We start from the raw sequence: 26,038 nt of genomic DNA, 5'->3' as shown, positions 1-26,038 counted from the left end.
ACCACCCCCCCCGCCCCGGGGGGCGGGGCCGGTGCACCGCGGGTGTGGGGGGGGGGGGGGGCGGGGGGGCCCCCCGCCCCCGACGGTGCCGGGGAGTCCGGCGCTCCCGAGAAGTCCTACTCCGCCGACGCCGTGGTGTTCCGGATGGACCATGTCGGCGGGTTCACCACCCCGGCCATGCTGGCCACCCGACTGCCCGCGATCAGCGTCTACGGCGACGGTCGGGTGATCACCCAGGGGCCGGTCAACCTGGTCTATCCCGGACCGGCCCTGCCCAACCTCCAGGTCGGCAAGGTCAGCACCGATGAGCTGGAAAACCTGATCAAGGCGGCCCGGGAGGCCGGCGTGGGTCGGGTCGGCGACCTGGGCAGCCCGCCGGTCGCCGACGTCCCCGCGACCCGGTTCACCCTCTTCGACGGGACCAGCACCGAGCAGTTGGAGGTGCAGGCGTTGGAGATGGGCGCGGAGCCCGGCGCCGACCCAGGCCAGGGGGTGACCGCCGAGCAGCAGGCCGCCCGGGACAAGCTGCGGGCCTTCGCCGAATCCCTGACCGCGGAAACCGGCCCGCTGGGCAAGGCCACCACGGACACCCAGGCGTACGTCCCGACCGCCGTCGCCGCCGTGGCCGAGGACTACGTGACCAACTCCGAGGTCGGCGACCAGCCCGAGGCGACCTGGCCGGGCCCGGCGCTGCCCGGCGCCGAACTCTCCAAGGACCTGGGCCTGAGCTGCGTCACCGCCACCGGCGACCAGGCCAAGCAGGTGTTGGCCGCCGCCGCCAGCGCCAACGCGGCCACCCCCTGGGTCTCCGAGGGCAGGCAGTGGACCGTCCACCTGCGGCCGCTGCTGCCGGACGAGACCGACTGCGGCGACCTGGCTAGCAAGCGCTGACGACCGATCGGGCGGTCGGGCGCTGACCCGGCCGCCCGTGGCAGCCTGCACTAGGCTGCACCGCGATGAACCCGCCCGCCCGCATCCTGGTCTACGGGGTCCACGGCTCCGGCAAGTCCACCCTGGCCCACCGGCTCGCCGAACGTCTGGGGTTGCCCTGGTACCCGGTCGACGACCTGCTCTGGGAGCCGGGCTGGGTGGAGGTGCCGGTCGCCGTGCAGCGCAGCCGGATCGAGGCGATCTGCCGGCGCGAGCGGTGGATTCTCGACGGGGCCTACCACGGCTGGCGGGACGTCCCCCTGTCCCGCGCGGACCTGGTGATCGGTCTGGACTATCCGCGCGGGCTGTCCTTCCGGTGGTTGCTGCGGCGCACCCTGCGCCGACTCTCCACCGGGGAGGTGATCTGCAACGGCAACCGGGAGTCGCTGGGCAGCGTGCTGGGCTGGGACTCCGTACTGCGCTGGCACCTCACCGGGTACAACCGGGAGCGACGCCGGATGCGGGCCTGGCAGCAGGACCCCGCCGGGCCGCCGGTGCTGCTGTTCGACACCCCGCAGGCCCTGGAGCACTGGCTGGCCGGCCTACCCAGGTAGCCCACCGGCGCTCCCCGCCGACCAGGCCGCCGACCACCCCGGAGGGGGCCCAGGCCCGTCTCGGGCGTACGGCCTGCGGCGGCATCTGGGTCGGGCCGGTCGGTGTCGTGGCGGGAAACATGGGTGGTCGCCTCCTCGGTCGGTGAACCTCTTCGGCACCGACCCTGCCGAGGGCCCGACCCGGACCACATGTGTCATCCGGTCCCGACCGACCGGGATTTCACCGGGACACCGGCTGGATCGGGTGGGCGGGGTTCGGAGTGACCGAATCGACGCTCGGTTCTGCCCGGGAACGACGTTTTATCGCCGAATGCCCCGAGACTTCTTCTTGACTCATTCCAGAAAAGCGGCAAGACTGCACAGCGTGCCGACGCCCGGGGATCTCGAACAGCTGCTGCGTGACGCGGCGCTGCGCGTGACCCGTCCCCGGGTGGCGGTGCTCAAGGCGGTGTACGCGCAGCCGCACGCCGACACCGAGTCGATCATCACAGCCGTCCGTCAGGACCTGCCCGGCGTGTCCCACCAGGCCGTCTACGACGTGCTCCGGGCGCTGACCGGGGCGGCCCTGGTACGACGCATCGAGCCGCCCGGTTCGGTGGCCCGGTACGAGTCGCGGGTCGGTGACAACCACCACCACGCGGTGTGCCGGTCGTGTGGCCTGATCGTCGACGTGGACTGCGCCGTCGGTGCGGCGCCCTGCCTCACCGCCTCCGACGACAACCACTTCGTGATCGACGAGGCCGAGGTCATCTACTGGGGCCGGTGCCCGGACTGTTCGACCGCCCAGATTTCCTGAACCACCCGTTCCCGCAATCCTGGAAGGATCCCCGTGGCTGAGAAGCACGACGCAGTCGTAGGAGACATGCAATCTGAGGAGAGCGAGGGTCGCTGCCCGGTCACGTCCGCGCGCGCCCCGCACCCCACCCAGGGCGGGGGGAACCGCGAATGGTGGCCGAACCGGCTCAACCTGAAGATCCTCGCGAAGAACCCCGCGGTGGCCAACCCCCTCGGTGCGGACTTCGACTACGCCGAGGCGTTCAAGAGCCTGGACCTGCCCGCCGTGAAGCGGGACATCGCCGAGGTGCTGACCACCTCGCAGGACTGGTGGCCGGCCGACTACGGCCACTACGGCCCGTTCATCATCCGGATGGCGTGGCACAGCGCGGGCACCTACCGCATCAGTGACGGCCGTGGTGGCGCCGGCGCCGGTCAGCAGCGCTTCGCCCCGCTGAACAGCTGGCCGGACAACGCCAACCTGGACAAGGCCCGCCGCCTGCTCTGGCCGGTCAAGAAGAAGTACGGCAAGAACCTCTCCTGGGCCGACCTGATGATCCTCGCCGGCAATGTGGCCCTGGAGTCGATGGGCTTCGAGACCTTCGGCTTCGCCGGTGGCCGGGCCGACGTGTGGGAGCCCGACGAGGACGTCTACTGGGGCCCGGAGGCCACCTGGCTCGGCGACGAGCGCTACACCGGTGACCGGGAGCTGGAGAACCCCCTGGCCGCAGTGCAGATGGGCCTCATCTACGTCAACCCGGAGGGCCCGCACGGTAGCGGGGACCCGCTCGCCGCGGCCCGGGACATCCGGGAGACCTTCCGCCGGATGGCGATGAACGACGAGGAGACCGTCGCGCTGATCGCCGGTGGGCACACCTTCGGCAAGACCCACGGCGCGGCCGACCCGAACAAGTACGTCGGCCCCGAGCCCGAGGGTGCCTCCCTGGAGGAGCAGGGCCTGGGCTGGCGGAACACCTTCGGTACCGGCAACGCCGGTGACACCATCACCAGCGGCCTCGAAGGTGCCTGGACGAACACCCCGATCGCCTGGGACAACAGCTTCTTCGAGATCCTCTTCGGCTACGAGTGGGAGCAGACCCGCAGCCCCGCCGGAGCGATCCAGTGGAAGCCGAAGGACGGCGCCGGCGCCGGCACCGTCCCGGACGCCCACGACCCGACGCGTAGCCACGCCCCGACCATGCTCACCACCGACCTGTCGCTGCGGGTCGACCCGGTCTACGAGCAGATCTCGCGGCGCTTCCTGGCCAACCCGCAGGAGTTCGCGGACGCCTTCGCCCGGGCCTGGTTCAAGCTGACCCACCGGGACATGGGTCCGATCCAGCGCTACCTGGGCCCGGAGGTTCCCAGCGAGACCCTGATCTGGCAGGACCCGCTCCCGCCGGTGACCCACGAACTGGTGGACGCCGAGGACATCGCCGCTCTCAAGCGCCAGATCCTCGACTCCGGGCTCTCCGTGGCCCAGTTGGTCTCCACTGCCTGGGCCTCGGCCTCGACCTTCCGGGGCAGCGACAAGCGGGGTGGCGCCAACGGTGCCCGGATCCGCCTCGAGCCGCAGAACGGCTGGGAGGTCAACAACCCCGACGAGCTGGCCCAGGTGCTGCGCACCCTGGAGGGCATCCAAGCCTCGTTCAACTCCGCCCAGAACGGTGGCAAGCAGATCTCGCTGGCCGACCTGATCGTGCTCGCCGGCTCCGCCGCCGTCGAGAAGGCCGCCCGCGAAGCCGGGGTCGAGGTCGAGGTGCCGTTCACCGCCGGGCGTACGGACGCCTCGCAGGAGCAGACCGATGTGGAGTCCTTCGCGGCGATGGAGCCCACCGCCGACGGCTTCCGCAACTACCTCGGCAAGGGCAACCGCCTGCCGGCCGAGTTCCTGCTGATCGACAAGGCCAACCTGCTGACCCTCAGCGCGCCCGAGATGACCGTGCTGGTCGGTGGCCTGCGGGTCCTCGGCGCGAACTACCAGCAGTCGCGGCTGGGTGTCTTCACCGCCACCCCGGGGGTGCTGACCAACGACTTCTTCGTCAACCTGCTCGACCTGGGTACGGCGTGGAAGTCGACCTCCGAGGACGCGAACACCTTCGAGGGCCGTGACCTCGCCACCGGTGAGGTCCGCTGGACCGGCACCCGCGCCGACCTGGTCTTCGGCTCGAACTCCGAGCTGCGTGCGCTGGCCGAGGTGTACGCCAGCGACGACGCCCGGGAGAAGTTCGTGCACGACTTCGTCGCCGCCTGGGCCAAGGTGATGGAGCTGGACCGCTTCGACCTCGCCTGATCCACCCTCGACGCCCAGGTCGGCCCGCCCCCGGGCCGCCCTGGGCGTCACCCTTTCCGGCCTCGGTACGGCAGCGCCCCTCCAGGCGCGCTCTCGTATCGAGATCTACTTCTGTGCTCCGAGAATGATCGGCGTGCCCAGCTCGGGTAGCGGCTCCAACCAGGCCAGGTGGCCGTCGGTGACGGCGATGGTCCGGCTGCCGGCGGCGTCGGTGGCGACCAGCCCGTAACCGGCCCGACCGGAGGGCGCGATGCGCTGATCGTCCTCCAGCGCGAGATGCAGCATCGGCCCGCCCGCAGCGAAGGCAGCCACCCCCGCGTCGAAGGCCGGACGCCGGTCGACGGGCACATGGATCCGGGTCGCGGTATGCACCACCAGACGCGGCAGCCCGGCCGGAAGGCCGGCCGCGACCTCGGCACCGATCTCGGCGACGTCACCGCGCAGCACCCGCGGCGGATCGTCGGCCACCACCCGCATCGCCGCGGCCAGCAGCGCCGCCTGAGGCGCGTTCTCCGGCCACACCAGCGCGCGTAGCCAGGCCCGGTCCTCGGCGTCGGTGAGATCGGGCGGATCGAGGTCGATCCCCACGACATCGGCGACGACCGGCAGCCGGGCGAGATCGGGCAGCAGCCGGGCCTCCGGAACCTCCACCCGGACGTGAACACCCGAGGTAGGGTCGCCGACGGTGCTGTCGCCCACGCTGAGGGCGTACCGGTCGGCGCGCAGGTTCAGCCCCGCACTGCACCCCACCTCGACGACGCAGACCGGCGCCCGCGTGACCGCGCGCAGCAGCGCCAACCCGAGCCGGGTCACCAGGGACCGTTGCACCTGGTTGGTCTGCACCAGTCGGGTGGCCAAGACCGCCGCGATCCGGTCGGCGTGCGCCAGGCAGAACCGGGTGAAGACCCGCCCGGTGTCCGCGTCGACCGCCCGGGCCCGCGCACCGACGACCGACGGATAGTACGCGGCGAGCGGATCGGTCACGCCGTCCAACAGCAACTGGTGCACGGCCCCGAACAGGGCAAAGGTCGGCTGCTGCCCTGGCCGGGCACCCGCCGCCAACTCGACCAACGCCGGAGCGTCCGCCACCACACCGAGCAGATGCCGGTACAGCGGCGAACTGTCGAACCCCCGCGCCGCCCGAAACACCTCCGCCGTCCCCACACGCCCCATTCCCCGGACTCTATCGGACCTCTTGGATGGACCTTGGTACAAAACTGCCCCTCCGAGGGCGCTTTCGTGCCAAGATCTACCTGCGCCGGTGCGACCATCGTGGGGTGCTCGGCCCACTCGTGGGGCGGGACTGGTCGGCACCGGCGGGAGACCCTCGACTGGAGTTGCCGGGATTCCCTGGTCCACATCGGTCACGACCCGCTCGGCTATGGCGCTGGCAGATCACCCCTTGGCGGCAGCGGCCCTGTCGAGCTGATGCCGTGGGCGGATCGTGGTGACCGGCCACCCCGTGATGTCTCGGGTGAGAGCGCAGACGGGTCAGCTCGACAGGGTCGCGACAGGGCTGGCTGAAGCGGCCAGGTGGACCGACTCGGGGCGCCGCTGCCGGGTGTCTAGAGGTTGCGCTTGTTGAGCAGCCGGTTGGGGGTGCCGGAGAGACTGCCGCCGACCACGCCGGTGGTGGCGTTGTTCACGATCCAGTTGTGCACGGTGGCCTGGCTGGCGTCGCCGTACGTCGCCTTGTAGAGGGCGGCGACCCCGGCCGCGTGCGGGGTGGCCATCGAGGTGCCGTTCATGCTGGAGGTGGTGGAGGTGGGGTACGTCGAGACGATCGCCGAGCCGGGGGCGTAGAGGTCGACACACGAGCCGGTGGAGGAGTAGCTGGCCCGGGCGTCGGTGTTGGTGGTGGCGGCGACCACCAGGGCGGCGGTGAGGTTGCGCGGCAGCCGGTCGCACGAGTTGCCGCCGGTGTTGCCGGCCGAGGCGGCGAGGAAGACCCCGCTGTTCATCATGTTGGTCAGCGCGGTGGCCAGGGTGGAGCTGTAGGTGTAGTTCCAGGAGGCGTTGGCCACGGCCGGCTTGTTGGCGTTGCGGGTAACCCAGTCCACCGCCCCGACGGCGGCGGACAGGGTGCCGCCACCGCCGCAGTTCAGCCATTTCACGCCGTACAGTCGGACGTTCTTGGCCACCCCGTGGCTGGCGCCCCCGATGGTGCCGGCCACGTGCGTGCCGTGGCCGTTGCAGTCGGTGTTGTTGTTGTCGATCGCGTTGTACGCGAAGGTGGCCCGCCCGCCGAAGTCGGGGTGGTTGGCCTGGATGCCGCTGTCGATGACGTACGCGTGCACCCCACTGCCGGTCGAGGTGTAGGTGTAGCTGCGCGACAGCGGCAGGTTGGTCTGGTCGATGCGGTCCAGGCCCCAGGAGGGCGGGTTGCTCTGGGTGGCGTCGAGCACGTCGTACTGGATGATGTCGCGTTCGATGCTGAGCACGTCGGCGTTGTGCGACAGCTCGGCGACCTGCGCGGCGGTGAGCCGGGCCGCGAAGCCGTTGACCGCCCGACTGAAGTGGGCGGTGGGGGTGGCCCGCAGCGCCCGGGTCGGTGCGGTCGCGTCCGTGCCCGGCTTCATGGTGACGACGTACGCCCCGGGAATGACCATCGGTTCTGGATGGTCACTGACGCTGAGAGGAGGTTATGTAGACGCTCTGCAACATATAAGGCTGTGGATGTTACGAATCGATGTCGGGTTTGCCGTCCGGTGTCACGGGCTTCCTGCCGCGGGCCTCCCGCGCGTCGGTGAGCCCGGCGGCCTGTCGACTGAGCGCCTCGACCTGCTCGCGCAGTCGGCGTACGGCGTCCTCGTCGGCCCCCCGCACCGCCGTGACCTCGTCCAGCAGCCGGGTGTAGTCACTGGCCAGCCGCAGATACTCCGGTTGGGTCTGGATCCGGCGGCCACCGAGTCGCTGCTCCAGGTCGACGATCTGCTGGGCCAGCCCGGCCATGGCCGAGCTGAGGGCGGCCCGCCCGTCGGCGTACCCGGCGCGGCGCGCCTGCCGGGCCTCGGCCAGCCGACCGGCCCGGCGTCCCAGCAGCCAGAGGGTCGCCGCCCCGGCCAGGACACCCCCGACCGACGCGCCGGCCAGCAGGTAGCGGGGCAACGAGGGGCTGATGACGCGGGCCCCGTCGGGCACGGTGCCGGCCCGTACCAGCAGGTCGTAGTTGAGGGTGACCACCTTCAAGGCCTCCAGTGGCTGGTCGACGAAGAGGTTGACGCCCCGGCTGATCGTCGTCTCCATCACCACCGCGCGACCGAAGTCCCGGCTGTTCCGCTGCGGGAAGCGGGAACATCCGTAGGTGTCCCAGTCCTGCTCGGCCCGGCTGATCGCCAGCACCAGGGTGCCCGAGGCGGCCCTCTCGGTCTTGGCGCACGCCTCCCGCAGATCGTCGCCGGGGGCCATCAGCAGCACGACCAGCCGGCGGTTACCGATGATCCGCTCCGCGGCGGGCTCGTCCAGGTCGACCCCCGGCGCGACATACACCGAGGAGGCACGGACCTCCCGGGCGATCCGACCATCGAAGATCCCACCGGACCACAACGCCCACCCGGCCAGCACCAGAGCGGCCAGCAGGGCAACCCCGAAGGTGCTGCCGAACAGGGTGCGGACGCCTCGGCGGAGCATGGGGGTCACGACAACCGTCCCTGGAGGTAGTTGGCCGGTCGGTAGCTGGCGATGCCCACCACCCGGGCGGCCTCGTCCAGTTCGGTCGTCGCCTCGTCGAGCAACTCCCACACATGGCGGGCGGGCAGACCCTCATCCAGCGCCTGACGGGCGGCCTGAAGCTTGCCGATGCCCCGGGTCAGCGCCGGATCGCTGCGGGCGTCGGTCAGCAGCGACACCTCGACGGCCAGCGAGGTGAGCCCGGCCAGCCGGGCCGCGTCGGCACCGTGGCGGGCCCGAGGCGGACTGCCCAGCACCCCCGACCGTCGCAGCGAACGGGCCGACAACACCAGGAACCCGGCCACACAGAACGTGAAGATCCAGGGCAGGGCGGGCAAGGCCACCCGCAACGGGTCCACCGGCCGGTACGGCAACGGCCGGTCGAACAGACCGGCGTACCGGACGTCGGTGACCTTGCCCAGGTAGGCGCCGAGCACGTTGAGCTGCGGATAGTCGTACCGGCTGAGTCGATCACCGGACTGGGCGTAGAAGCTGCCCGCGGCCAGGTCCGCGAACTCGGCCGCCGCCGGACCGTGGTACTCGATCCATCCGCCGTACATCACCACGATCGGCTGGTCCGGCACGAGCCGGGTCAACGCCGGACCGTACGCCGGCAACGACTGTCCGTACGGCTGCGCGGGCAGGGCGACGAACCAGGCCCCGTCCGGGAAGGCGGCCCGCACGGCCTGCTCGGGTACCCCCTCGAGGGTGGCGCCCCGGCCGACGTGCAGCCCTCGGGCGCGCAGGTCGGCCAGGACGGTGGCCACCTCCCGTTCGGAGGGGTCCCGCCACCGCAGGTCGTCGACCTCCGACGGGGCCGGCACCTCCCGCAACCTGGCGATGAGGGCGATCAGCGAGTCGGTCACATCCATGGTGGCGAACCGGGCCCGCCACCCGGCCAGGGTGCTCGGGGTGGCCACCAGGCCGCCGCCGCTGACCTGGGTGCCGATCACCCGTACTGCGGCGTTGTCGACCTCGCGTACCCGCTCGCGGGCGGCCTCGTCGAGGCCGGGCGGTGCGACCAGGATCCGGATGTCGGCGTCCCCGATCGCCTCGCGTACCCGCTGCTCGTTCCAGCGGGCCACGGCACCGGGCAGCCGCACCACCGCCTCGGCGGCCACCAGGGTGGTCATCTCCTGGGTCGAGGGCACGGTGACCTCACCCAACTCCCCGGCCGAGCCCTCCTCGACGCGCACCGGTGAGGACGGCGACTGGCCGTAGCTGACCTCGACACTCTGCCGCTGGGCCAGCACGAACACCACCAGGATGATCACTGCCGAGGCGAGCAGCAGCCACCGCAGCACATGCAGGTTCCGCAGGATCCGGCCGGTCACGACTGGCCCCGCCACAGCCGGTCGGCCTGCCGGGCGTGCTCCGTGGTCGCCTCGGCCGCCGCCGTACCGCCGCGTTCGGCGGCGAGCAGTTCGGCGCGGGCCAGCAGCCGGTCGGCCTCCGGCAGCCGTACGACGGCCGCGTCCCGGCTGACCGTGGCGCTGTCGATGGCCGCCCGCGCCCTCGACCAGGCCACCCGGGTGGCTCGGGTGCGGGTACGCAGGCGGGGCAGCAGGGTGGTGACGATCCCGGCGGTCAGCAGCAACACGCCACCGACCGACCAGATCAGCAGGGATGGTGACATGCGCTCCCACCGTCCGAGGGGTTCCGGTACGGCTATCTGTCTAGCCCAACCGCGCCGGCCCGGCCACGCCAGCCCCCTGCCCGACGGGGCGGAACGTCGGGCGGTCTGCCACTCAGGCGTCGTAATGTTGCTCCATGTCGGACATCATCGAGTTGCTGGCCTCGCCGGTACACCGGTTCGTGGGCCGTCCCGCCGATGGCCCGGCACCCGCCCCGGCAGGGGAGTCGGTCGAGCAGATCGCCCTACGGGCGGAACTGGGCATCGTGGGGGACCGGTACTTCGGCAAGCCGGCGCACCGCGAGGCGAGCGTGACCGTGATATGCCCTCCCGGATAGGCCGGACGCACCGACGACCACCTGCGTGAACGCCAGGTCGTTCGTCACGTCAGGGACTGTGCGACCTCGACCGCCTCGGTGAGGGTGAACGCGCCTTCGAGGCGGTAGGTGACGCCGTCCCGCTCCCAGATCAACGTCTCCGCCGCCAGTCGGGCGCTTTCTTCGCGCACCACGCCGGAGCGGTCCACGTACGACACCGGGTGCGGAGCGCCGATCCATACCGCCTGCCGCCCGTCGACGACCGTCCACTCCGCTGCCGCTGCACCGGCCTGCTTGAAGAAGACCGGATCGAGGTGCCCGTCGAAGGCGTCCAGCCGCACCGCACCGCCCCGCCAGAGCAGGGTCACCACCCGGTGCCCACCGCTGCCGTCGGGGTCGGCGACCAGCACCCGCTCGGGTGGTCCCAGGGCCGCGGGCAGCCGGATCGGGAAAGCCACCGCCTGCTGGGCCTGCATCAACTCGGCCGGGTGCTGCGCGGGCAGCGGGGACGGGGAAGCGGTCGGCAGTACCGGGTCCGGCGAGGTGCTGATGGTGATCCCGGCGAAGCGCAGCAGCCCGGTGACCGCGTCGGCGAGCGCCGCCCGCCCGGGGGGCAGCATCGCGACCAGCACCGCGACCAGCGCCGCCACCACCGCGTACCGCCAACGCCGCCGCCTCCTCACGGCCAGCAGGCGCGGCACGGCGGCCCGCAGACGCGGCGCGCGGATCCGGAGACGCGGCGCGGAGGTCGCGGTGCGCTCGGCGGTCAGGCGGGCGCGGACCTGCGCGGTCACGTCCGGCGGATCGGGGGTCTCCAGCCAGGCGGACAGTTCCCGCAGTTCCCGTTCCAGGTCAGCCACGGCTGAGTTCCTCGACGTCGAGCAGGCCACGCAGCTTCGCCAGGGCGCGGGAGGTGCGTGACTTCACGGTGCCCCGGGCCCAGCCGAGCATGGCGACCGTCTCGTCCTCGCTGAGGTCGAGGAAGTACCGGCAGACGATCACCTCACGATCCCGCTCGGGTAGCTGCCGCAGCGCCCGGACCAGGGCGGTGCGTCGTTCCTCGGCGAGGACGGCACCGACCGCGCCGTCCTCGCCGGCCTCCGAGCCCGGTGCCACCCGGGCAGCCCGCAGCACCAGGCCGGTGCGGCGCTCGCGGGCGCGGTGCAGGTTGCGGGTCTCGTTCGCGACGATGGACAGCAGCCAGGACCGGAACGACGAGTCACCGCGATAGTGGGACAACTTCCGGTAGCCCTTCACGAACGCCTCCTGGATGACGTCTTCGGCCTCCGTGCCCGCGCCGAGCAGCACCGCGGTCCGGTACGCGGACGCGGTGTGCCGGGCCACCAGGAGTTCGTACGCCTCCAGGTCGCCGGCCTGCGCTCGGATGACGAACTCCCTGTCGTCCAGTGCTACCTCCGTTGGCATCACCCCTACTGACACCGGCCGGCTCGGACGGGTTCCGCCTCTCGTCGACGGAACCCGTCCGGCTCCGGCGGTGTCATCCGGTCATGACTGCCACGCCGATGATGTCGCGTCGTACCCTGCTGGCCGCCCTTGGTGCCGTGGGCGCCGCCACGCTGACCGGCTGCGAACCGGACGGCGGCCGGACGGCGGGAACGCTGCCGGACCCGCTGCTTGTGGAACTCGACGGCGGGCTCGCCGTGTTGCGCGGCGCTGCGCCGCAGGTGCTCCCGCACGCGATCGCCACCGCCGACGCACGGTTCATTCACGCCACCGCCCCGGACGGCGACGACACCGCGCTCTGGCGCATCGACGTCGCCACCGGCGCGGCCTCCGAACGGGTCCGGCTGCCGGGCCGGTGGGTGCCGCAGACCGTCTCCACCGACGGTACGCAGGTGGCGTTGACCACCGAGGAGGTGAGCGTCACCACGGGACGCCCCGCCGGGCGTACGGAGACGCCGGTGCTGATCGCCGACGCCGGTGGCGTACGGCGGCGGTTACGGCTGCCGGGCAACGTCGTGCCGGAGGCGTTCACCACCGACCACACCGGCCTGTTCGTGCTGGAGTGGTTGCCACCGCACGCACCCGACCGGTACCGGGTCCGGGTCGTGGACCTCGACAGCGGGGTGTCCGGCCCGCTGTCGACCCGGCTCAAGGAGGCGATCCCGGCCGGCGCGGAGGAGGAGATGCGCGGCGACGGGCGGCAGGCGGTGCTCGCTGCGGACCGCCGGGTGCTCTACACGCTCTACACCCACCAGCCCGACCACCAGCACACCCGGGACCGGATCAGTGGGCGGCCGGGCAGCGACGTGCACGCCTTCGTGCACACCCTGCACCTGGAGCAGCGGTGGGCGTACTGCGTGGATCTGCCGCATCCGTTCGGGCACGGGCCGGTCGAGGGCCACGCCATGGCGATCACCCCGGACGGCACCCGACTGCTGGTGGTCGATGTCGGCTCGGGCATCGTCGCGGACATCACCACTGAGGAGTTGACCGTACGCCGGACGGCCGCGGTCACCGGCGGTGTCGGGTCGGCGTACGCGGCAACCGACGGTGACCGGCTGTTCGTCGCCGCCGGCACCTCCGTCGTCGTCTGCGACCTCGCCGACCTCGGTGGCGGCGTCGAGTTGACGACGGGGGAGCGGATCAACGGGCTGCTGCTCAGCCGCGACGGCAGTCGGCTCCACGTGGCCGGACCCACCGCGCTGAGCTGGCACGACTCGGCCAGCGGCAGGGAACTCGGCCGGCTCGCCGTGCCCGGCCTGACCGGTCTGCGTGGCCTGGCGTAGCGCAGCAGCGCCCGCCGAGCCGGTGGGCAGGGAAGACGGACCATCGGGACGAATCCGTCCGCCCCGGCTGATCCGCAGCGAGTCGGGCATCGTACGTTAGGGGCATCGAACGACGAGCGCACCGTCGGTAGTCGCTGCCGAAAGGAAGGACAGCCCTATGCCCTCTGCCCGGATCGCCGACAACCTGGGCCGCGCCCTGGACAGCCTGGTCGACCGGGTGCCGGGGGCCCAGTTCGCGGTGGTGCTCTCGCCGGACGGCATCAGGCTGGGGGCCTCGCGGGGCATCGACGCCGAACTGGCCGAGCAGTTGTCCAGCATGGTCTGTGGGCTTCAGGCGTTGGGTACGGCCGCCGCCCGGGTGTGCGGCGAAGGTGAACTGCACCAGGTGGTGATCCAGATGTCCCGGGCCTTCCTGTTCCACGCCACCACCGGCAACGGGGCGATCCTCACCGTCGGTATCGACGGGGACGCCGAGGTGGGCGACATGGCGTACGAGGTGGCCATGTTCGTCGCCCAGGCAGGGGAGTACCTGCCGGTCTACCTGGAACCGGCCGGGGCCGAGGCCTAGCCGGTACCGGTCACCCGTCGTACGGCGGTACCGGGTCGGCCACCTGCCACAGTTCGGCCGGCAGGTGTGCGATCACGTCGTCGTACTCGTCCGCGGTGGTGGCCGTCCGGATGGTGTCGAGCACCGCCTGGATGCCTATCTCGGCCAGTTCCGGGTCGACGTCGGCCCGCCCACTCACCCGCTCGACGAAGACGTCGAGACCGAAACGCTCGGCGGCCTCGTGGGGGGCGAAGGTGTACGCCCGCATTCCTTCCGGAAGTTGGTCGGCCAGGTCCCGGGCCTGCCCACCGTCGATCCGCTCGGCCAGGGTGGTCAGGGTCGCCCGCGCGATGGCGGTCGCCTGCTCGGCCGACGCCCCGGTGCGGCGTGCCACGGAGTCGATGAACTCGTTGTCGTCCACCTCGCCGACCCCCTTCTCGCTGCGGATGTGCCGGGTACCCGCGCAGCAGTCCGGCAAACGGCGGCCAGCCCAACGGCGGTCCGGTCGGCCGCCGCAGGAGCGGATCTTCCGGAAGCACCTTGACGCATCGCGGGATATCGATACGATCTGCGCAATGCGACGGCCCCTCCGCCAGGTGCGGACGAACACCCCTGAGCCGACCGACCTTCATCCCGCATGGCTGCCGCCCGAGGCCTGGGCCGCCATCGGCGCCCGCCGCGCCCTGGTCTGCGGGCAGGGCCTGCTGGTCGACACCGTCCATGCCGAGGTCGGCCGGGCCACCGACCGGTACGGCGGCACGGCCCGGCGGATCACTCCCGAGGTCGACCTGCCCCCGGCGGACCTGGTGCTGACCCTGGCCGCCGACCTGCCCCGCCCCCGGCCCGACAACCCACCACCGGCCGACTCCAAGGCGGCCGTGGGCGAGGTGGCCGATTCCGAGGCGGCCGATTCCGAGGCGGCCGCGGGCGAGGCGGACGAGGCGGCCGGGGTGTGGGCGGCGCTCGCCGCCGCCCGGGCGGAACTCGACACGACCGGCACACTGGGCGCCGAGGATTTCGTGGTGACCCGGCACCACGGGGTGACCGTGGTGGTGGCCGGCGCCTCGGCCGGGCTGCTGTACGGGCTCTTCGAGCTGGTCCGGCTGGGGGAGTCCGCCTTCGGCCGGGGGCACCGGGTACGGGTGTGTCGTCCGGTCATGGCCCGACGGATGCTCGATCACTGGGACAACGTCGAGGTGCACCCGGTGATGGGGCAGGTCGAACGCGGCTATGCCGGCGGATCGATCTTCTGGCGGGACGGTGGGCCCCGGGGCGACCGGGACCGGGTCACCGCGTACGCCCGGTTGTTGGCGGCCTGCGGGATCAACGCCGTGGCGGTGAACAACGTCAACGTGCACGCCACCGAGGCGCGGCTGCTGACCGAGCGGCTCGACGACGTCGCCGAGCTTGCCGACCTGCTGCGTCCGTACGGCATCCGGGTGCACCTGGCGGTGAGCTTCGCCGCCCCGGTCGTCGTCGGTGGCCTGCCCACCGCCGACCCCCTGGACCCGGCGGTGCGCGCCTGGTGGGCCGGGACCACCTCGCGGGTGTACGCCCGCATTCCGGACTTCGGCGGCTACCTGGTCAAGGCCGACTCGGAGGGTCAGCCGGGTCCCTTCAGCTACGGCCGGGACCAGGCCGACGGGGCCAACCTGCTGGCCGAGGCGCTGGCGCCGCACGGCGGGGTGGTGCACTGGCGGGCCTTCGTCTACAACCACCGGCAGGACTGGCGGGACCGCTCCACCGACCGGGCCCGCGCCGCCTACGACCACTTCGCACCGCTGGACGGCCGGTTCCGGGACAACGTGATCGTGCAGGTGAAGCACGGGCCGATCGACTTCCAGACCCGGGAGCCGGTCTCCCCGGTGATCGCCGCGATGCCGCACACCCGGTTGGCGGTGGAGTTCCAGGTCACCCAGGAGTACACCGGCCAGCAGCGCCACGTCTGCTACCTGGCCCCCTGGTGGAGCGAGGTCCTGGGGTTCCGGCCCTGGGGCGACGAGCAGGGTACGGTCGCCGAGGTGGCGGCCGGTGGCGGTGGTCTGGTCGCGGTCTCCAATGTGGGTGATGACCGGTTCTGGACCGGGCATCCGCTGGCCCAGGCCAACCTGTACGCCTTCGGCCGGCTCTGCTGGAATCCCGGGCTGCGCCCCCAGGCGGTGCTCGACGAGTGGATCGACCTGACCTTCACCCCGGACCGGCGTGCCGATCCGGACCTGCTGCGGCGCACCCTGCACGAGATCATGGACGACTCCTGGCGCAGCTACGAGCGGTACACCGCCCCGTTGGGGGTGGGCTTCATGGTCCGGCCCGGTCACCACTACGGCCCCGACGTCGACGGGTACGAGTACACCCCCTGGGGCACGTACCACTTCGCCGACCGGGACGGGGTCGGGGTGGACCGGACCCGGGCCACCGGCACCGGATTCACCGGCCAGTACCCCTCGCCCTGGTCCGAGGTGTACGAGTCGGTCGAGAGCTGCCCCGACGAGCTGCTGCTCTTCTTCCACCACGTGCCCTACGACCACCTGCTGCACAGCGGCAGCACGGTCATCCAGCACATCTACGACACCCACTTCGACGGCGTACGCGAGGTCGAGGCGATGTGCCGGCGCTGGGAGTGGCTGGCCCGGCTGGTCGACCCGGCGGTGCACGCCCGGGTCACCGAGCGGCTCAGGGAGCAGTTGCGCTGTGCGCGGGAGTGGCGCGACCAGGTCAACGCCTACTTCCACCGTAAGTCCGGCATCCCCGACGCCCACGGTCGCACCCTGCACTGAGTCCTGTCGAATGTCGCTCTTTGCCCGGCTGACATAGCGTGGCTCGCCTAGTGATGTCGATCCGGGAAAGAGGCAGTTGCATGTCCGTCTGGAGAAGGCCCGCCGGGTTGGCGGTCGCTGTCGTCACGGCCGCCGCGCTGACCGCCTGCAGCGACGGGAAGTCCGACCCGGAGCCCGAGGCGCCGACACCCTCCGGCGCGGTGGAAACGGCGGAAGCTCCCACGGACATCAGGGACGCCTTGCAGAAGGCGGTCGAGGCCGCCGAGCAGAGCGGCTCGGTGACCGTGACCATGCAGGACAACGCGGTCGGCGAAAAGATCCTGATGCAGGGCGCGGTGAGCCTGGGTGGCCCGGTCAGGGCCGAGCTGACCGCGACCAGTTCGGAGGACCAGACCCTCAAGGTCCGGATCATCGACGAGATGGTCTTCGTCGAGATCCCGGCGGATCAGCGCGCCGACATGAACGGCAAGAGCTGGATGAAGCTGGACCCCGCCGGCGGGCAACAGGGTCTGGAGTTCAACAAGCAGATGGCCGACGTCAACCCCGTCCGGCAGGTGAAGACCATGCTCGCCAGCGAGGGGGTGACGTTGGTCGGTGAGGAGACCCTGGACGGCATCCGTACGGTCCACTACACCGTCACCACCGGATTGGCGCACTACCTCGAACAGGTCGACCCCGAACTGCGTCCGATCATCGAAGGGCAGTTGACCGAGATGGGGGTCAAGGAGGTCAAGATCGACCTCTGGGTGGACGAGCAGCACCGGCCGCGGCGGGAGCGGGTGGTGCTGGATCCGGTGAGCGACATGACGGTCGACTACACCGACTACGGCAAGCCGTTGACGGTCGAGACCCCGCCGGACGCGGACACCCTCGACCTGGCCAAGGAGAAGCAGAACAACTGAGGTCGGCGGTGGGTCCGGGCCCACCGCCCCCCGGGTGGCTCAGCGCCGGGTGGCCGTGACCACCCCGGCCAGGCAGAGGGCCCCGCCGGCCAGGGCCAGGGGTGCCGGCACCTCGCCCAGCACCATCCAGGACAACCCGACGGTCACCGGCGGGACCAGGTAGGTAGCGGCGGTGGTGCGACCGGCGGTCCAGTGGGACAGCACGTACCCCCAGGTGAGGAAGCCGATCGCGGTCGGGAACACCCCCAGGTACAGCATCCCCAGGGTGGCCCCCTGCGGCGCGGTGGCGAGTTCGTCGAGCAGGGCCGGTGCGAACGGCAGCAGGGCGATCGTGCCGGCCAGGGCTCCCAGCCAGGTCATCGTCACCGCCTCCACCCGGGCCAGCAGCCGCTTCTGGAGCAGCACCCCGAAGGCGTACAACACCGCGGAGAGCGCGGCCAGTGCCACGCCGAGCTGGTCGACGTGCCCGGTGAAGCCGGTGGCGGCGATCAGGGCCACGCCCACGAAGGCGACCGCCACCCCGACACCGAGCCGGCCGGTCAGCCGCTCGCCCAGGACGAGGATCGCGGCCACCGCCACCAGGATGGGGGCGATCGCCACGAGCAGGGCCGCCGTCCCGGCGTCGATCAGCCGCTCCGCGGCGTTCAGGGCCACGTTGTACCCGCCGAACCAGGCCGTTCCCCAGAGCGCGATGAGCCCCAGGGTCCCCCCTCGGGGCCAGCCGGTACGGCCACCCGGTGCGGCGGGGTGAGCGCGGCGGCCTCGGGCCCGGGCGGTCAGCGCCACGAAGGCACTCAGCGCGACGGCGGCCGCCAGCATCCGGCCCAGTGCCATGGCACCGGGGGAGTAGTCGTGCCCGGCGAACCTGATGCCGACGAAGGCCGACGCCCACAGCAGCACCGTGGTCGCGGCGGCGACGACCGGCCAGGAGAAGGAGCGGGCGGCAGGTGTCAGGTGCGTACCCTCGGTGAGGGGGGCGGTCTTCAGGCTGGTCATAGGCCGATTCTGGTCCGCTGGACAGTTAAGCACCAGCGACTGTTTCTTCACGACTCTTAAGTTTGGCTATATGGTTGGACGGTGCTCGATGTCCACCGCCTCCGCATCTTCCGTTCCGTCGTAGCCTCCGGATCCGTCCAGGCCGCCGCGACCAACCTGGGCTACACCCCCTCCGCCGTCAGCCAGCACCTGACCGCCCTGCAACGCGAAACCGGCCTGGCCCTGTTCGCCCGAGCCGGTCGGGGGATGCGGCCAACCGCCGCCGGGCACGCCCTGGCCGCCGAGGCGGATCGGCTGCTGGCCCGGGTCGGTGAGGCGGAGTCACTGATCGCGGACCTGCGCGCCGGGCGTACCGGGGTGCTGTCCATCGCGTACTTCGCCTCCGTCGGCGCGGCCTGGATGCCACACGTGGTGCGGCGGTTCATCACCGAGCTGCCCGGGGTGCGGCTGGACCTGACCCTGCGCGAGGACATCCCGCACGTCCGGGAGGAGCGGCCCGACCTCCAGTTGGTGGTGGCACCCGCCGGCTTCGACCCCGGTTCGGGCTTCACCGCCCATCACCTGGTCGACGATCCGTACGTGGCGGTGCTGCCGGCCGGGCACCGTTTCGCCGACCGGGAGCAGGTGGAGTTGGCCGAGCTGGCCGAGGAACGCTGGGTGGACAACGACTTCGCCCGGGGCTGGTGCCGGGCCAACCTCATCGAGGCCTGCACCGCGGCGGGCTTCGCCCCGACCTTCGGGGTGGAGGCGCACGACTACCCGACCGCCCTGGCCTTCGTCGAGGCAGGCATCGGCCCGACGGTGCTGCCCGCCCTCGGCGCGGTGCGGCTGCCGCCGGGGGTGACCCGGGTCGGGCTGCTGCGTCCCACCCCGATCCGGTCGATCCACCTGGTGATCCATGACGCGGTGGAGCACACCCCGGCGGTGCGGATCGCCATCGCGGCCCTGCGGGAGGCCGTGGCCGCCGTTCCCACCCGCTAGGCGTGGTCTCCGGCGGTGAACTCCTGGCGGATGATGCTGATCATCGGCTCGCCGCCCCGGACCAGGGCCAGCGCCAGCACCGAGGCCAGCGCGGCGAGGGCGGCCTCCGAGGCGACCAGGGTCAGCGCCGTCGCCGCCACCAGCAACAACCCGACCCCGATCACCACCACCGGGGTACGCAGCACGAAGTAGCCGGCCAGCCGGAGCACGTCGCGCAGCCGGAAGGTGAACAGGGAGGTGATCAACAGCGCGTTGATGCCGACCACGGCCACCCCGGCGGCGACCAGCACCAGGGGCACCACCCACCAGCGGGGCAGCCCGACCGCGGTCAGGTTGACCAGGTTGATTCCCAGCAGGGTCAGCCACATCAGCATCGGCACCCAGACCAGCAGGGCCCCCGCCAGGTTCACCCGGTAGCCGCGCCAGAACAGTCGGGCCGGATGCAGTTCGGTGAGGTCCAGACGCTGGTGGTGCAGGGCGTACAGGGCGGCGGACAGGGCCGGGCCCAGGGGCACCGCGCAGACGGCGACCAGCGGCAGGTTGCTCACGTGCCGCTCCAGCGCGAACAACGCGATCAGGCCGGGCGCCGCGCAGACCAGCAGCAGCACCTCGACCACCAGCAGGGTGTAGACCAGCGCGGCCACCCGCGACAGTGGCCCGGCACCGAACTCGCGTCGGGTCGCCGTACTCACGAGGTCCCCGCCGCAGGGATCCGGCCGCCGGGGGGTACGGCGAGGGTGATCGGCATCGGTGTCCTCATCCTCCGCAGGGTGTGGGGCCGGTCCGGCGGACACCGGACCGGCCCCCGACCTCAGTTGTCCCGGTCGCGGTAGCGCTCGTACGCCTTGTTGACCGTGTCCAGGTAGGCGTCCATGTTCTTGCTCTTCAGCTCGTTGACGTAGGTGTCCCACTGGGCCAGGTCACGCTGCCCCAGGGCGAACTGCAAGGTGGCCTGGTAGACGTGGTCGCGCAGCGGGGTCTCCCAGAGCGACACCTGCTCGCGCTCCTCGTCGGTCAGCGGGAACGGCGGCGGCGGTGACTTCGGGGTACGGGCGTTCATCACCTTCTGGAACTCCTGCTCCTCGGCGGAGAAGAAGGCCTGCACCAGTTCGGGCCGGCCGCCGTAGGCGAACACCCCGTTGGCGAAGCCGAAGTCCTTCTGCAGGTGCTTGGGGGCGCCCGGGTTGAGGCCGATCATGTCGACGTCCTCGGCCAGGCCGGCCTTGCCGGCGGCGTCCTTGGCGTAGGTGGTGCCCTCCACCCCCCACCGGGCGAACATCTGGCCCTCGTCGGAGTACCAGAGCCAGTCGACGAACTGCATCATGGCCACGAAGTTCTTGCTCTCCCGGGCCTTCGAGGAGATCATCATGCCGTTCTCCAGCCGACTGGCCGGGTTGATCTCCCCGGCCGGGCCGACCGGCAGCGGAATCTTGGTGACCTTCGCCTTCGGGTTGGTGGCCGCCAGATCCGGCCGGTAGTCGTTCACCAGGGCCTGGGCGTTGCCGCTGATCACGAAGGACTTGCCGTTGGCCAGCTTCTGCCGGGCCAGGTCGTCGGTCTGGGTGAAGCTCTCCGGGTCCAGCAGCTTCTCCGTGATCAGCTTGTTCAGGTACTCCAGGAGGTGCCGGTAGTGCTCCGTGGCCCCGGTGTACTCGAACTTCTGCGCCTGGGCGTTCCAGCTGACGTGCTGGAAGTTCCAACCCGCGCCCTCCAGGCCGTGCGAGACGGCCAACAGGTTGAGCAGGTTACCGGCCGGGTTGGGCTGGCTGTACCGGTCGGAGAAGGGGTAGACGTCCGGGTACTTCGCCTTCATCGCCTTGAGCATGGTGTAGACCTCGTCCCAGCTCTTCGGGATCTCCAGGCCCAGCTCTTCGAGGATGTCGGTGCGGACCACCAGGGAGTACTCGTGCCAGGGCTTCTCGTGCACCCCGGGCAGCAGATAGAACTTCCCGTCGGCCTGGCGCAGGGTGTCCAGCTCCGGATTCAGGTTCCAATTCTCGATCTTGTCCTTGAGGTTGGGCATCAGATCGAGGTAGTCGCTGACCGGCAGGATCGCCCCCGAGGAGACGTAGGCGTGCACGTCCGGCGGGTAGGTCTTCGGGATGAGCAGCGGCGCGTCACCGGCCCCGATGAGCAGGCTGCGCTTCTGGTTGTAGTCGCTCAACGGCACCGCTACCGGTTCCAGGGTGACATTGGTCCGGGCGGTCAGCTCCTTCCAGAACAGCCAGTCGTTCTTCAGCGGGTAGTTCGGGTGGTTGTTGTAGAGGACGGAGAAGGAGAGCGGCTCGGTGGCCTTGAACTGCGTACCGGCGGCGTAGTTCTCCATCGCGCCGGCCCGGTTCTCCGACAGGTCCTCCGAGTCGGTGGGGTCGTCGCCACAGGCGGTGACGCTGGCTAGGGCGAGTAACGCGACGGTGGCTGCTGCCGCGTGACGCCACGATCTGCGGAACATGGCGGGTCCTTTCACAGGTGATGGTGCGAGGGTGGGTCGGCTGCTCAGCCCTTCACCGCGCCGAGCATGATGCCGCGGACGAAGTACCGCTGGACGAAGGGATAGACCAGCAGGATGGGCAGGGTGGTGAGCACGATCGTCACGGCCTTGAGGGTCGCCTCGGCCTGCACCTCGTTGGCCTCGGAGATGGCGCCGATGTTCTCCGCGCCGGTGGCCCCGGCGATCAGGTTGCGCAGGTAGATGGTGACCGGCCACAACTCCTGCCGGTCCAGGTAGAGGAAGGCCGCGAACCAGGAGTTCCAGAAGGCCACCGCGTAGAACAGCACCATGGTGGCGACGATGGCCTTCGACAGCGGCAGCACGATCCGCCACAGGATGCCGTACGTGTTGAGCCCGTCGACCGCGGCGGCCTCCTCCAGGTCGTTCGGCAGGCTCTCGAAGAACGCCTTCATCACCAGCAGGTTGAACACGTTTATCGCGTTCGGCAGCGCGATGGCCCAGACGCTGTTCTTCAACCCGAGGCTGGTGACCAGCACGTAGTTGGGGATCAGCCCGCCGGTGAAGAACATCGTGAACACCGCTATGCCGATCAGGGCACTGCGTCCCTTGAGGTGCTTCTTGGACAACACATACGCGTAGCAGGTGGTCATCACGATCGAGATCAGGGTGGCGGTGACCGTGTAGAACACCGTGTTGCGGTAGTTGGTCCAGAACATCGAGTCCGACAGCACCAACTCGTACGTGTCCAGGGTGAACCCGCGCGGCACCAGGTTCACCTGGCCGGCGATGATGTACGCCTCATGGCTCATCGACCGGGCCACGATGTTGACGAACGGGTACAGCGTCACCAGCACCACGGCGGTCAGGATGATCGCGTTGACCACCTGGAACACCCGGTAGCCGCGGGTCTGCTGGATGCCGCGCCGCCGTCGCCGAGGCGTGGGCGCGGGTTCGGTGGCCGGCTTGGCGGCCTCGACGGTCACCACAGGCTCGTCCCCACCGTACGGCGGGCGATCAGGTTCGCCGACAGCACCAGGATCAGCCCGATCACCGCCTCGAACAGCCCGATCGCGGCGGCGTAGCTGAAGTTGCTGGAGGTGAAGCCGACCCGGAACAGGTACGTGGAGATGACGTCGGCGGTCGGATAGGTCAGCGGGTTGTACAACAGCAGGATCTTCTCGAACCCGACCGCCATGAAGGTGCCGATGTTGAGGATCAGCAGGGTCACCATGGTCGGCCGGATCCCCGGCAGGGTCACGTGCCAGGTCTGGCGCCAGCGGTTGGCGCCGTCGATGCGGGAAGCCTCGTACAGGTCGTCGTCGATTGTGGTGAGCGCGGCCAGGTAGAGGATGGTGCCCCAGCCGACGGTCTGCCAGACCTCGGAGGAGACGTAGATGGTGCGGAACCACTCGGGGCGTTGCAGGAAGGGGATCGCCTCGCCGCCGCCCGCGCGGACCAGTTGGTTGATCGTGCCGTCCATGGACAGCAGCTGCATGACGATGGCCGCCACGATCACGATGGACAGGAAGTGCGGCAGGTACGACACCGACTGCACGAACCGCTTGAGCCGGCGGGCGCGTACCTCGTTGAGCAGCAGGGCCAGCACGATCGGCAGCGGGAAGCAGAACAGCAGGGTCAGCGCGCCCAACGTCAGGGTGTTGGTGAAGACGTTCCAGAAGGTCGGGTCGCTCAGGAACATCTTGAAGTAGCGCAGGCCCACCCAGTACTCGCCGAACAGGTTGCCGCCGGGCCGGAACCGGCGGAAGGCGATGACGTTGCCGAGCATCGGCAGGTACCGGAAGACCAGGAAGAACAGCAGCGGCAGGATCGCCAGGGAGTACAACTGCCAGTCCCGCCGCAGCGCCCGCCGCCAGGTCCGCCGTCGGGCCGCGCGGGGCATCCCGGTCGACGGCGGCGCCGCCGAGGCCGGGCCGCTCATCGCCTCGGTCGATCGTCGACGGGTAGCTGAGCTCTCATGCGCCCTCCGGTCGCGTCCGGGGTTGTCCCGACGGCTCGCCCTGCCGCTGTGCGGCGCCGCCACAATCGAAAATTTCGGAAAACTGGTCGTAGTCCGTGTCGGGAACCTAAGTGTGTCGATAAATCGATGTCAAGGGCTGGAAATCCGTCTACCGCACTGGCACTGTGGTGCGGGTAAGCGATTGCCTGCGGTCGTTGGCCGTCGCGCAATCCATCGATCGTTGTCCTCGGTGATCGGTTGGGGCATGGTAGGTTCTCCGAAATTCTCGGGGCCGGTGGTAGAGGGGCCGATGACTGGGAACCGCTCGCCGGCGGCGCTCGGCGCCACGACACTCGCGACCATCGCCCAGGAGGTTGGCGTCTCCTCGGCGACGGTGTCCAAGGTCCTCAACGGCCGCTCGGATGTGGCGGCGGCCACCCGGGCCCGGGTGGAGGCGAGCCTGGAACGGCACCACTACCGCCGCCGGACCCGGCGGGCCGCCGGCGACGGCCAGATCGACCTGGTGTTCCACGAGTTCGGCTCGGACTGGGCGATGGAGATCATCCGGGGGGTCGAGGCGATCACTACGGCGGGTCGGGTGAACGTGGTGCTCTCGCAGTTGGACGGCGCCCACCGACCGCCGCAGCCCTGGTTCGACGCGATGCTCGCCCGGCGTCCCCTGGGGATGCTGCTGGTGATGTGCAATCTGACCGACCAGCAGCGCCGGCAGCTACGCCGGCAGGCCATTCCGGTAGTGGTGGTCGACACCGACAGCGCCAGCGCGGCCTCCGGGCCGACCGTGGGTTCCAACAACTGGAACGGTGGCCTGCTGGCCACCCGCCACCTGCTGGATCTGGGGCATCGCCGGATCGCGATCATCTCCGGCCCGCAGGACGTGCTCTGCGCCCGCGCCCGCACGGCCGGCTACCGCTGCGCCCACGAGGAACTCGGCGTACCGGTCGATCCCGACCTGGTGCGCTCGGGGACCTTCCACCTGGACGCCGGATACACCCACGGCATCGAGTTGCTCAGCCGTCCGGACCGGCCGACCGCGGTCTTCGCCGGCTCCGATCTCCAGGCGCTGGGGGTCCTGCGGGCGGCCCGGCAGCTCGGGCTCGACGTCCCCGGCGACGTGTCCGTGGTCGGCTACGACAACCTGCCGGTCTCCGCCTGGTCCGGCCCCGCCCTGACCACGGTCAACCAGCCCCTGCGGGACATGGCCGGCACGGCCACCCAGATGCTGCTCGACCTGGCGCACGGGGTGGCGCTGCCCACCAGCCGCATCGACCTGGTGGCCGAGCTGGTGATCCGGGAGAGCACCGCCCCGCCACCGCGACCCTGACCACAGTTGCGAGGACGCATGTCTCTGTTCGACCTGCCCCTGGACCAACTGCGCCGGTACGCGCCCACCATCACCGAACCGGCGGACTTCGACGACTTCTGGCGTACCACCCTCCAGGCGGCGGAGTCGGTGCCCGTGCTGGTCGAGGTACGCCCGGAGCCGACCGACCTGCGGCTGCTCGACACCTGGGACGTGACCTTCGCCGGTTTCGCCGGTGACCCGGTCCGGGCCTGGTACACCCGTCCGGCCGGGGTGCCGGAGCCGCTGCCGGTGGTGATCGAGTACGTCGGCTACGGGCGCGGCCGGGGCACCCCGCACGAGCGGCTGACCTGGCCGGTGGCCGGTTACGCACACCTGCTGATGGACGCCCGGGGGCAGTCCGGCCAGTACGGCGTGGGGGACACGGCCGACCCGCACGGGGAGGCGCCGGGTGGTCCCTCCCCGGTGACCCGGGGCATCCTGTCCCCGCAGGGCTACTACTACCGTCGGCTCATCACCGACGCGGTACGTGCCGTCCAGGCGGCCCGGGCGCTGCCCGGGGTCGACCCCGGCCGGGTGGTCGTGGCCGGCAACAGCCAGGGCGGCGGGTTGGCCCTGGCGGTCGCCGGGCTGGCACCGGGACTGGCCGCCGTCCTGGCCACCGCACCCTTCCTCTGCCACCTCCAGCGGGCCATCGAGATCACCGACGCCAGTCCGTACGGCGAGATCGCCACCTACCTCGCCGTGCACCGGGAGGCCGAGGCGGCCGTACGCCACACGTTGTCCTACGTGGATGCGGCCTGCCTGGTACGACGGGCCACCGCCCCGGTGCACCTGGGTCTGGGGCTGCGCGACCGGGTCTGCCCGCCGAGCACGGTGTTCGCCGCCTACCACCAGTACGGTGTCGCCAACGGCGGGCCGGTGCCGGCGCGCAGCATCCACGTCTACCCGTTCAACGGCCACGAGCACGGGGAGGCGGTGCACCTGCGACGGCAGCTACGTTGGCTGGCCGAGCTGCTCGGCGACCCGGCGCAGCCCGCCCGGCCGCCCCGGTCGACGCAGCCGGCCGTCGCAGGCTGACCGGTCGCCGGTCAGCGGGACCGAAACTTTCGGTGGTCATCGGTCCGGGTCAATCCGCTGCCCGCTGTGGTTTACTGCCGACCAGGGGTCGGTGCGGCCGGGTCG

At 71.0% G+C, this 26,038-nt stretch carries 23 protein-coding genes and 2 pseudogenes; 12 read left to right on the top strand and 13 right to left on the bottom strand.

The window, feature by feature from the left end; all coding sequences use genetic code 11:
- The first annotated feature begins 42 nt into the window (after positions 1–42).
- From ACLQ2T_RS02755 to katG, 4 genes are all read left to right on the top strand, one after another.
- The gene (locus ACLQ2T_RS02755) at positions 43–891 is read left to right on the top strand and encodes a hypothetical protein (RefSeq protein WP_425764419.1); all 849 of its coding nucleotides are present in this window, start codon (positions 43–45) and stop codon (positions 889–891) included.
- Positions 892–956: 65 nt separating this feature from the next.
- Positions 957–1,484 (top strand): AAA family ATPase, encoded by a 528-nt coding sequence (locus ACLQ2T_RS02750; protein ID WP_425764393.1) that lies wholly within the window; start codon positions 957–959, stop codon positions 1,482–1,484.
- Between the two features lie 364 nt (positions 1,485–1,848).
- Entirely contained in the window at positions 1,849–2,280 is a 432-nt protein-coding gene (locus tag ACLQ2T_RS02745; protein ID WP_425764392.1) for a Fur family transcriptional regulator, read from the top strand.
- Positions 2,281–2,346: 66 nt separating this feature from the next.
- Positions 2,347–4,551 (top strand): catalase/peroxidase HPI, encoded by a 2,205-nt coding sequence (katG, locus tag ACLQ2T_RS02740; protein ID WP_425764418.1) that lies wholly within the window; start codon positions 2,347–2,349, stop codon positions 4,549–4,551.
- Positions 4,552–4,656: 105 nt separating this feature from the next.
- On the opposite strand, the gene ACLQ2T_RS02735 is transcribed toward katG, so the two are convergent.
- The 5 genes and pseudogenes from ACLQ2T_RS02735 to ACLQ2T_RS02715 form a co-directional block, all read right to left on the bottom strand.
- The gene (locus ACLQ2T_RS02735) at positions 4,657–5,724 is read right to left on the bottom strand and encodes a DUF2332 family protein (protein WP_425764391.1); all 1,068 of its coding nucleotides are present in this window, start codon (positions 5,722–5,724) and stop codon (positions 4,657–4,659) included.
- Between the two features lie 392 nt (positions 5,725–6,116).
- Positions 6,117–7,154, bottom strand: a pseudogene (locus tag ACLQ2T_RS02730) (S8 family peptidase); the annotation flags it as partial.
- A 76-nt stretch (positions 7,155–7,230) separates the two neighbouring features.
- Positions 7,231–8,181 (bottom strand): hypothetical protein, encoded by a 951-nt coding sequence (locus ACLQ2T_RS02725; RefSeq protein ID WP_425764417.1) that lies wholly within the window; start codon positions 8,179–8,181, stop codon positions 7,231–7,233.
- Positions 8,182–8,186: 5 nt separating this feature from the next.
- On the bottom strand, positions 8,187–9,554 hold the full coding sequence (locus ACLQ2T_RS02720; RefSeq protein WP_425764390.1) for a hypothetical protein: 1,368 nt from the start codon (positions 9,552–9,554) through the stop codon (positions 8,187–8,189).
- Entirely contained in the window at positions 9,551–9,856 is a 306-nt protein-coding gene (locus ACLQ2T_RS02715; protein ID WP_425764389.1) for a DUF6403 family protein, read from the bottom strand. The genes ACLQ2T_RS02720 and ACLQ2T_RS02715 overlap by 4 nt, the downstream gene beginning before the upstream one ends.
- Positions 9,857–9,990: 134 nt before the next feature.
- On the opposite strand from ACLQ2T_RS02715, the pseudogene ACLQ2T_RS02710 reads away from it, so the two are divergent.
- Positions 9,991–10,188: pseudogene (locus tag ACLQ2T_RS02710) on the top strand (molybdenum cofactor biosysynthesis protein); the annotation flags it as partial.
- 47 nt (positions 10,189–10,235) lie between these two features.
- On the opposite strand, the gene ACLQ2T_RS02705 reads toward ACLQ2T_RS02710, so the two are convergent.
- On the bottom strand, positions 10,236–11,030 hold the full coding sequence (locus tag ACLQ2T_RS02705) for a hypothetical protein (RefSeq protein WP_425764388.1): 795 nt from the start codon (positions 11,028–11,030) through the stop codon (positions 10,236–10,238).
- The gene (locus ACLQ2T_RS02700) at positions 11,023–11,595 is read right to left on the bottom strand and encodes an RNA polymerase sigma factor (RefSeq protein ID WP_425764387.1); all 573 of its coding nucleotides are present in this window, start codon (positions 11,593–11,595) and stop codon (positions 11,023–11,025) included. The genes ACLQ2T_RS02705 and ACLQ2T_RS02700 overlap by 8 nt, the downstream gene beginning before the upstream one ends.
- A gap of 83 nt (positions 11,596–11,678) precedes the next feature.
- Here ACLQ2T_RS02700 and ACLQ2T_RS02695 point away from each other — a divergent pair, with 83 nt between their 5' ends.
- Complete coding sequence (locus ACLQ2T_RS02695; RefSeq protein WP_425764386.1) at positions 11,679–12,920, top strand: YncE family protein; 1,242 nt, start codon at positions 11,679–11,681, stop codon at positions 12,918–12,920.
- 157 nt (positions 12,921–13,077) lie between these two features.
- On the top strand, positions 13,078–13,488 hold the full coding sequence (locus ACLQ2T_RS02690) for a roadblock/LC7 domain-containing protein (RefSeq protein WP_425764385.1): 411 nt from the start codon (positions 13,078–13,080) through the stop codon (positions 13,486–13,488).
- A gap of 10 nt (positions 13,489–13,498) precedes the next feature.
- On the opposite strand, the gene ACLQ2T_RS02685 is transcribed toward ACLQ2T_RS02690, so the two are convergent.
- Positions 13,499–13,888, bottom strand: a complete 390-nt coding sequence (locus ACLQ2T_RS02685) for a DUF2267 domain-containing protein (RefSeq protein WP_425764384.1) — start codon at positions 13,886–13,888, stop codon at positions 13,499–13,501.
- 154 nt (positions 13,889–14,042) lie between these two features.
- Between ACLQ2T_RS02685 and ACLQ2T_RS02680 the strand changes: the two genes are divergently transcribed.
- Together ACLQ2T_RS02680 and ACLQ2T_RS02675 are read left to right on the top strand one after the other, a co-directional pair.
- Positions 14,043–16,244 (top strand): alpha-glucuronidase, encoded by a 2,202-nt coding sequence (locus ACLQ2T_RS02680; RefSeq protein ID WP_425764383.1) that lies wholly within the window; start codon positions 14,043–14,045, stop codon positions 16,242–16,244.
- 80 nt (positions 16,245–16,324) lie between these two features.
- Positions 16,325–17,146 (top strand): hypothetical protein, encoded by an 822-nt coding sequence (locus tag ACLQ2T_RS02675; protein ID WP_425764382.1) that lies wholly within the window; start codon positions 16,325–16,327, stop codon positions 17,144–17,146.
- Between the two features lie 39 nt (positions 17,147–17,185).
- Here ACLQ2T_RS02675 and ACLQ2T_RS02670 read toward each other — a convergent pair whose 3' ends face one another.
- On the bottom strand, positions 17,186–18,142 hold the full coding sequence (locus ACLQ2T_RS02670) for a DMT family transporter (protein WP_425764381.1): 957 nt from the start codon (positions 18,140–18,142) through the stop codon (positions 17,186–17,188).
- Between the two features lie 81 nt (positions 18,143–18,223).
- Here ACLQ2T_RS02670 and ACLQ2T_RS02665 point away from each other — a divergent pair, with 81 nt between their 5' ends.
- On the top strand, positions 18,224–19,123 hold the full coding sequence (locus ACLQ2T_RS02665; RefSeq protein ID WP_425764380.1) for a LysR family transcriptional regulator: 900 nt from the start codon (positions 18,224–18,226) through the stop codon (positions 19,121–19,123).
- Here ACLQ2T_RS02665 and ACLQ2T_RS02660 read toward each other — a convergent pair.
- The 4 genes from ACLQ2T_RS02660 to ACLQ2T_RS02645 form a co-directional block, all read right to left on the bottom strand.
- Positions 19,120–19,815, bottom strand: a complete 696-nt coding sequence (locus tag ACLQ2T_RS02660; RefSeq protein WP_425764379.1) for a hypothetical protein — start codon at positions 19,813–19,815, stop codon at positions 19,120–19,122. The two genes, ACLQ2T_RS02665 and ACLQ2T_RS02660, sit on opposite strands and share 4 nt — an antisense overlap.
- Positions 19,816–19,934: 119 nt before the next feature.
- Complete coding sequence (locus tag ACLQ2T_RS02655) at positions 19,935–21,575, bottom strand: extracellular solute-binding protein (RefSeq protein ID WP_425764378.1); 1,641 nt, start codon at positions 21,573–21,575, stop codon at positions 19,935–19,937.
- Between the two features lie 44 nt (positions 21,576–21,619).
- Positions 21,620–22,558, bottom strand: coding sequence for a carbohydrate ABC transporter permease (locus tag ACLQ2T_RS02650; RefSeq protein WP_425764377.1), 939 nt, complete (start codon positions 22,556–22,558; stop codon positions 21,620–21,622).
- Positions 22,555–23,514: an ABC transporter permease gene (locus ACLQ2T_RS02645; protein WP_425764376.1), complete on the bottom strand. Its 960-nt coding sequence runs from the start codon at positions 23,512–23,514 to the stop codon at positions 22,555–22,557. Before ACLQ2T_RS02645 ends, ACLQ2T_RS02650 begins: the two co-directional genes overlap by 4 nt.
- Positions 23,515–23,842: 328 nt before the next feature.
- On the opposite strand from ACLQ2T_RS02645, the gene ACLQ2T_RS02640 reads away from it, so the two are divergent.
- Positions 23,843–24,874 carry a LacI family DNA-binding transcriptional regulator gene (locus ACLQ2T_RS02640; RefSeq protein ID WP_425764375.1) on the top strand — a complete coding sequence of 344 codons (1,032 nt, stop codon included), beginning with the start codon at positions 23,843–23,845 and terminating at the stop codon, positions 24,872–24,874.
- Between the two features lie 18 nt (positions 24,875–24,892).
- Positions 24,893–25,933 (top strand): acetylxylan esterase, encoded by a 1,041-nt coding sequence (locus ACLQ2T_RS02635; protein ID WP_425764374.1) that lies wholly within the window; start codon positions 24,893–24,895, stop codon positions 25,931–25,933.
- Positions 25,934–26,038 lie beyond the last annotated feature (105 nt).

It is taken from the genome of Micromonospora sp. DT229 (assembly GCF_049844505.1).
Taxonomy (GTDB): Bacteria; Actinomycetota; Actinomycetes; order Mycobacteriales; family Micromonosporaceae; genus Micromonospora.
The sequence above is the reverse complement of the archived record's forward strand: the minus strand, read 5'-3'. Positions and strand labels throughout refer to the sequence as shown.